The sequence below is a fragment of the Spirillospora sp. NPDC046719 genome, from assembly GCF_040645715.1.
Lineage (GTDB): Bacteria > Actinomycetota > Actinomycetes > Streptosporangiales > Streptosporangiaceae > Spirillospora.
On sequence record NZ_JBEYYT010000441.1, the window covers coordinates 1 to 7,566 of the forward strand.

At 76.5% G+C, this 7,566-nt stretch carries 3 protein-coding genes and 1 pseudogene; all 4 read left to right on the plus strand.

Going from position 1 to position 7,566, the window contains the following annotated elements; translation table 11 throughout:
• Positions 1–1,346: pseudogene (locus ABZ914_RS42280) on the plus strand (chromosome partitioning protein ParA); the annotation flags it as partial.
• A 41-nt stretch (positions 1,347–1,387) separates the two neighbouring features.
• Positions 1,388–4,747, plus strand: coding sequence for a HEAT repeat domain-containing protein (locus tag ABZ914_RS42285; RefSeq protein WP_500200369.1), 3,360 nt, complete (start codon positions 1,388–1,390; stop codon positions 4,745–4,747).
• A 66-nt stretch (positions 4,748–4,813) separates the two neighbouring features.
• Positions 4,814–6,502: a serine/threonine-protein kinase gene (locus ABZ914_RS42290; RefSeq protein ID WP_500200371.1), complete on the plus strand. Its 1,689-nt coding sequence runs from the start codon at positions 4,814–4,816 to the stop codon at positions 6,500–6,502.
• Positions 6,503–6,517: 15 nt separating this feature from the next.
• On the plus strand, positions 6,518–7,566 hold a 1,049-nt coding region (locus ABZ914_RS42295), incomplete at its 3' end, for a serine/threonine-protein kinase (protein WP_500200373.1).

The window sequence follows — 7,566 nt, forward strand, 5'->3', positions numbered from 1 at the left end:
CGGCGGACGAGCAGGACCCCGTCCACGAGCGCATGGCGGAGCTGCGGGCGCAGCTGGAGGAGCTGGCGAGCAGCGAGTCGAAGCTCGGTCCCCGGCTGGGGTCGGCGGAGCAGGCCGTGCGGCGGCTCCAGGCGAAGGCGGACACGCGCGCGCTGGAGGTGGACCGGCTGCGCGGGCGCAAGGAGGCGCACGACCGCGACCGCGACCGGGTGCGGCGCAAGGCGGCGGAGCTGGCCGACAAGCGCGCGGCGCTCGGCCTGGAGGAGCTGGAGAAGGAGTGGGGCGGCTCCCGGGACGGCGCCGCCGAGTGGCTGTCCGGCCTCGACGACGACGAGGCGACGTGGACGCCCGCCGAGTGGTGGCACACCGCCGAGAAGCATCTGTCGGAGGCGCTGCGGCGCGTCTTCCCGGACGGCCCGTCCGATGAGGACATGCCGGAGGAGACGCGGTTCCTGCTGCGGGAGCGCGCCGAGGGCGAGGGCCGCCGCACCGACCGGGAGCAGGCCACGTTCCTGCGGCTGGCGAAGTCGCTGGAGGGCTACCTGCGCCGCCAGGAGGACTACGAGAAGCACCAGCGGCGGCAGATCGAGGTGCAGCTGTCCGGGCGCCGTGCCGACCTGGAGAAGGCGCGCAAGGGCGCGATGGAGGCGGCGGGCGCCGCGGAGGCGCACCGGACGGCGCTGACGGCGGCGATCCGGGCGCGGCTCCAGCGGGTGTCGGAGGAGTTCGAGAAGCTGGACGTGACGTACGGCGGGTACGGCGCGACGCTGGAGTTCCCGACGCCGGAGCAGCCCGGCGACCCGGAGCAGGAGTGGCGCTGGCGGGTGACGCCGAAGTGGCGGCGCTCGGACGGCCAGCGGTACGTCCCGTACAACCGGCGCGCGAACACGGCGCTGATGGATGAGAAGGCGGTCAAGCTGGTGTGTGCGGCGGCGCTGGCCAGTTCCGGCGGCGGGCGGCTGTGCCTGGTGCTGGACGAGCTGGGCCGCAACCTGGGCAAGGAGCACCGCAAGGAGGCCGTGGCGCTGTTCCGCAAGATCGGCGAGACGCACGGCATCACGGTGATCGGCGCGTTGCAGGACGACATGGAGCCGTACGCGATCGACGCGTGCGGGCAGTACGTGAAGCTGCGCCGCTCGTCGGACACGATGCCGTACAACGAGCCGCCGGTCGTCGTGGGGTACGACGAGCACGAGCCGCGGGTCCGGAAGCTGGCGGAGGCGGTCACCCGGGCGCGGGCCGACGTGACCGGCGCGACCAGTACGACCGGCACGACCAGTACGACCGGTACGACCGGCGCGACCAGTACGACCGGTACGACCGCCGGTACCGGCGAAGCGCCGTAAATCATGTGAAGGCGGGCGGCGATTCCGGCAGGATGCCCGGCATGCGTGCTGACGAGCTCCTGACCGAGGTCGAACCGCTGCCGTTCGGGGAGCGCTGCCGGCGGCTGGCGGACCTGCGCGGGCGCGCCGGCACGCCGGAGCTGGCGGCGCTGCTCGGCGAGCTGGCGGACGGCGGCCACTACGAGCGGTCCGTGGGGCTGTTCGTCGCGTCGGCCGTGCGGGACGAGGCGTCGCTCGCGCACATCGCGCGCGCCATGGGCGACGCCGACGCGGAGCTGGCGTGCCGCGCGATCCGGCTGTACGTGCAGTACGGGAACGGCCCGGAGCCGTTCCTCGCCGGGCTCGGCGACGCGCCCGCGGCGATCCGGTCGGAGATCTACGACGCCGTCCGCAGGCGGCGGCGCGCGGATCTGGCGGACGCGCTCGTCGGGCCGGTCGCGGACCGCTGGGGCGTGGAGGAGGCCGCCGCGCTGCTGCCCGCCTGCAGCACGCCGGTAGTGGCGGAGCGGATCGACGCGTTCGCGCGCGCCGTCCCGAACTGGGCGTCGCTCGGCGGCGCGCATCCCGGCGTCGTGCTGGACCATGCGGAGCGGCGGCTCGCGGAGGCGGCCGACTGGCTGCGTGCGGGGCTGTGGGGGCTGTACGGACCCGGCGTCGCGGCGGCGGTGGGGCACGACCCGGGACGTGTCGTCGGATTGCTGGAGCGGTTCGGCGGCGACCCGGGGCTGCCGTTCGCTCTGGACCCGAAGACCGGTGTGCTGCTGGAGGCGGAGCCGGTCCGGATGATCCGGCTGCTGACCTCCGAGCGGTACGAGCGCTCGCTGCGCCGGGTGCTGTGGCGCAGGTCCGTCCGGGACCGGCTCGCGGCGCTCGGCGACGGCGACGTGGCGCGGGTGGCGCGCGCCGTCCGCGAGGACGACAGTGCGCTCCGCCTGCTGCTGAAGGCGTTCCCGCCGTCGCGCCGCGAGCACGTGTTCGACGCCGCGATGGCCGGGGTGGACCTGTCGGCCGCCGAACTGGACGAGTCGCTCCTCGACGTCCTCCCGCGCGCGCTCCGGGTGAGGGAGGCGCGGCGGATGCTGCGCCTGCGCCGGGTCGCCGAGACGCCCGCGCGCTACTGGAGCATCAGCGCGTTCCTTCCGTACGAGGAAGGGACGCCGGTCCTGGAGGCGCTGACCCGCCGCCCGGACGCCGACGACCGCGCGACCGGCTACGCGCTGCTGATCGCGTGCGCGGGGCGCAGCCGCGATCCGGGCACGCTGACCGCGATGCTGGACTCGCTCGTCCGGCTGCGCAACGAGCAGGATCCCGTGCGGTACTCGGCGCTGGACGCGCTCGCGAACGTCCCGGAGGGCCTGCTGCGCGCCGAGCACGCGGCGGCGGTGGCGCGGTTCGCCGACGACGCGCTGGCCGCCCGCGACTGCTCGTACATGACCCGGCAGGCGCTCGGGCGGATCGCCGCCGCGTTCTGCCGGCAGGGCGCGATCCGCGACGACGCCGACCTGGTCGTGTTCGGGCTGGAGCTGGTCGAGCGGCTCATCGGCCACGCCGGCGCGGTGTTCCTCGGCCGCCTCGACCGCGTGCTGCGGCACGGCCAGGAGTTCCGGCTCGCCGACACGCTCGCGCCCCACCTCGACGCCGCCGCGCGCCGCGACGACCACCGCCTCGCGCTGGTGCTCGTGCGGGCGCTGGGCCGCCGCGCGCACCGCGTCCCGCGCCTCCAGGACGCGCTGGAGGCCGCTCTCGACGCGCGCAGCGACGACGTCCTCAAGCAGGCCATCGGGCTGTGGCTCGCTCCCCCGGGCACCCGCGCCGAACGCGTCGGGCGGGTCGTCGCGAAGGACCCGTCGGCCGTCGCGGTCCCGGCCGTCCTGGCCGCGATCGCCCGCGAGCGCACCGACCTGCTGCACCTGGTCCTCGGCGGGACGACTCCGCCAGGACGGTTCCAGCGCGCGGACGTCACCTACGTCCCGCACATGGCCGCGGCGTGGATGCGCCGGTGGACGTCCCGGCAGCGCGACGCCTACCTCGGCCTGCTCGCCCGCGTGGCCGGGAACGAGGAGCAGCCGGGCGACGCGCGGACGAGCGCGATCCGGACCATCGGCACGGTGCCGGGCGTGGACGCGGCACGGCTGCGCCCCTACCTCGACTCCGACGACGACCGGATCCGCCGCACCGCGCTGACCGCGGTGGCGTGGACGGCGTCCCCGCAGGCCGTCCTGCCGGACCTGCTCGCGCACGCCGCCACGGACCACGCGCACGTCGCCATGTACGCGATGACCCGTGCGGCCCGTTTCGTCCGGCCGTCGGAGCTGGCGGCGATCCTGGGTCCGGCGCTCCGGGAGGGCAAGATCACCGCGCGCAAGGAGGCGCTGCGGATCCTGCTGCACAACCGGGTGCCGGACGCCCTGGACCTGGTCGCCGCCGCCTGGGACGACCCCGGCCAGCACCGGGACGTGCGCGCCGCGATCGCCTCGGCGGTCCGCCCGTACCTGGCCGAACCGGTGGCGCGGCGGATCCTGGGCGAGGCCGCGGACGGCCCGCGCGACCTGGCCCGCCAGGTGCTCGGCACGCCGCCGCTGGCCGTTGAGGAGCGGTTCCGCGGCTTCTACGCCTCGCTGGTGCTGCGGGTGGCGGGCTCCGACGACACCGAGGCGCGCGCCGCCGCGCTGCCGAACGTTCCCCAGTGGGCGCAGTGGGCGCCGGACGCTCCGGCGGTGGTGGCCGGCCTCGTCACCGACCTCGCCGTGACCGAGGGCTGGAGGCCGGCCCTGGACGCGCTGGTCGGCTGCGTCGTCGCCGGTTACGGCGCGGCGGAGCTCGGCGCGACCGCGGCCGGCCTGGCCGCCGCGCCCGACGAGCCGAGCGCCGGCGCCGAACGGGACCTGCCCGCGTTCCAGCGGCTGACGGCGCTGGTCGGCGCGGTGCGCGGCGCGGCGGACCGCGACCGCGACACGGCCGAGCGGGCCGTCGCCGCCCTGGACGGCCGCCTCCCCGGCGACCTCGCCCGGGAGCTGGCCGCCGCGACGCTCCGCTGGGACGTCCCCGGCACGGCCGCCGCGCTGGACGCCCTCGCGGACGGGTGCGCCGGCGGGGTCCTCGCGGCCCGGGAGGTCGCCGAGGCCCTCGTCGCGTGGGCGGACGAGAGGTGGCTCGCCTACCCGGAGTACGTCACCCTCCCCGCCGGCACGCCCGATCCCGAGGCGGTCCTCCCCCACGCGGAACGGCTGGCCGGACGCGGCGACCTCGCGGGCGGGCTGTTCGCCGCCGCGCTCACCGGCGTCCACGCGCGCCGCGCGGGCTGGCCCGCCCCCTGGCGCGACCTCCTGCGCGCCCTGCGCGCCCACGCCCACCCCGACGTGGCCTACACCGCCCGCCGCATGCACACCGCCGAGGAGTGACCAACCTTCCCCCGGTATGCCGCATCACAATGGTGGACCGATCGGGACGAACCCAAGGGGTGGCCGGTGACGCAGTGGCGGGTTTCGGGATTCGAGGAGGTGCGCGAGCTCGGCCGCGGCGCGCAGGGGCGGGTGGCGCTGGCCCGGCACGGCGGGACCGGCGCGCCCGTCGCCATCAAGTACCTGCCAGCCGACGCCGATCCGCGCGCCAGGGACGCCTTCCGCAACGAGGCGCGGATGCTCGGCCGGGTCGACGACCCGCACGTGGCGCGGCTCTACCGGCTCGTCGAGACCGAGAACGGCACCGCGCTGATCATGGAGGCGGTCGAGGGCGTCTCGCTGAAGCGGGTCCTGGCCGAGCACGGCGCCCTCGGCCCCGAGGCGGCGCTGCTGGTCCTGAAGGGGTCGCTGCGCGGGCTCGCCGCCGCGCACGCCGCCGGGGTCGTGCACCGCGACTACAAGCCCGCCAACGTCGTCGTCCGCGCGGACGGCCTCAGCAAGCTCATCGACTTCGGCATCGCCGTGTGGACGGGCGAGGGCGACCGGTCGGGCACCCCCGCCTACATGGCGCCCGAGCAGTGGCGCGGCGAACCCGCCACCCCGGCCACCGACGTCTACGCCGCCACGTGCGTCTTCTACGAATGCGTGACCGGTGAGCGGCCCTTTCGCGCGCACGACCGCATCGGGCTGATGGGGCAGCACTCGAACGCGCCCGTCCCGGCGGACGCGGTCCCCGAGCCGCTGCGCGCGCTCGTGCTGCAGGGGATGGCGAAGGACGCCGCGTACCGTCCGCCGAGCGCCGCGCACTTCGCCGGCGAACTCGACCGCGTCGCCGTCAATGCCTACGGCCCGGACTGGGAGCAGCGGGGCGTGCGCGCGCTGGCCATCGCGGCCACCGCCTTCGCCGCGCTGTTCCCGCTCGCAGCCGCGGGCCTGCTGCCCGGCGGCGCGGGCGCAGCGGGCGCCGGTACGGCGGGAGCGGCAGGAGCGACAGGATCGGCGGGGACGAGCGGGGCCGCGACGGGCTCGGGCGGGCTCCTGTCGGCGGTCGGCACGAAGGCGGGCGTCGCGATCGCGGGCGCCGCCGTCGCCGGCACCGCCGCGGTCGGCGCCGGCGTCTACGCCGCGACCCGCCCCGACCGGGACCGCACCCCCGTCGCCGCCACGGCGACGGCCAAGGCGACGCCGTCCGGGCAGCGGATGTCGTTCGGCACCCTCACCCTCACCACCCCGGTGGACTGGAGGCTCTCGCCGCTGACCGACCTTCCGGGCCGCCCCAAGGGCAACTACTGGGTGAACTCCCCCGGCGCATGCTCCCCGTCCACGATCGGCGCCCCGAAGGACAAGAACCGGAAGGCCTACGACAACAACTGCCCGGGGTTCGTGGTGATCGGCGAACCGTGGCGCAACGACCAGGAGAACGGCTGGAAGGGCTTCAGCACCGACCGCCCCTGGGGACCGGAGACCGAAGCCTTCCGCACCTGCCCGCACCGCGGCGACCTCAACGGCATCGGCACCGACGCCGACCGGGCCAAGCCCGTGCGCACGGGCACCGCGAAGGTCGGGACGCGGACGGCCCAGTACCGCGAATGGCGCATCCACTGCCTCGTCCTGCAGGGCGCCGACCAGTTCAAGCCCACCAGCGTGACGTATGTCCAGCGGTACTGGTACCTGACGGAGCCGCGCCTCCTCATCCTCGACGAGTTCGGCACCCCGGACCTCGACGAGATCCTCGCGAAGGCGACCTGGACCTGACGGGAGGGACGTCCCATGGCGCAGTGGCGTGTTCCGGAGTTCGACGAGGTGCGGGAACTCGGGCGGGGCGCGCAGGGCCGGGTCGTGCTGGCACGGCACGCGGTCCGCGGCACACCGGTCGCGGTCAAGTACCTCGCGGCCGGCGCCGACCCGGAGGCGCGGGACCGGTTCCGGGAGGAGGCGCGGATGCTCGGCCGGGTCCACGACCCCCACGTGGCCCGGCTCTACCGGCTCGTCGAGCACGGCGACGACCTCGCCATCGTGATGGAGGCGGTGGACGGCGTCCCGTTCCGGGAGATCCTGCGCAGGTACGGGGCGCTGGAGCCGGAGGCGGCGCTCAGCGCGCTGAAGGGGTCGCTCCTCGGGCTCGCCGCGGCGCACGCCGCCGGGGTCGTCCACCGCGACTACAAGCCCGCGAACGTGATCGTCCCGGCGGACGGCCGCAGCAGGCTCGTCGACTTCGGCATCGCCGTCGTGGCGGGCGGCGCCTCCGCCGCGGGGACGCCGCTGTACATGGCGCCGGAGCAGTGGCGCGGCGAGCCCGCCACCCCCGCGACCGACGTGTACGCGGCGACGTGCGTCTTCTACGAGGCCCTGACCGGCCGCCGCCCGTACACCGGGGACCGCGCGTCGATCATGGCGGGGCATCTCGACGGCGCCGTGCCGGCCGAGCACGTCCCGGAGCCGCTGCGCCCGCTCGTCGCGCGGGGCATGGCCAAGGACCCGGCGGACCGTCCGGTCAGCGCGTCGGCGTTCGTCGGGCGGCTCGACGAGGTCGCGGGCGGGGCGTACGGGCCGGACTGGGAGTCGCGGGGCGTCCGCGCCCTGGCGGGTGCCGCCGTCGCGCTCGCCGCGCTGTTCCCGCTGGCCGCCGCCGGGCTCGTCCCGGCCGGTGCGGCGGGCGCCGCCGGCGCGGGAGCCGCGGCCGGAGCCGGAGCCGGGACGGCGGGAGCCGCAGCGGGGTCCGGCGGAGTGCTCGCGGCCGTCGGCACCAAGGCGGCCGTGGCCGTCGCCGCCACGGCCGTCGCGGGCACCACGATCGGCGGAGCCGCCGCCTCCCGCGC

Excerpts from the sequence above, each read along its gene's own strand:
- ABZ914_RS42285 (WP_500200369.1), top strand. The coding sequence starts at position 1,388 with ATGCGTGCTGACGAGCTCCTGACCGAGGTCGAACCGCTGCCGTTCGGG.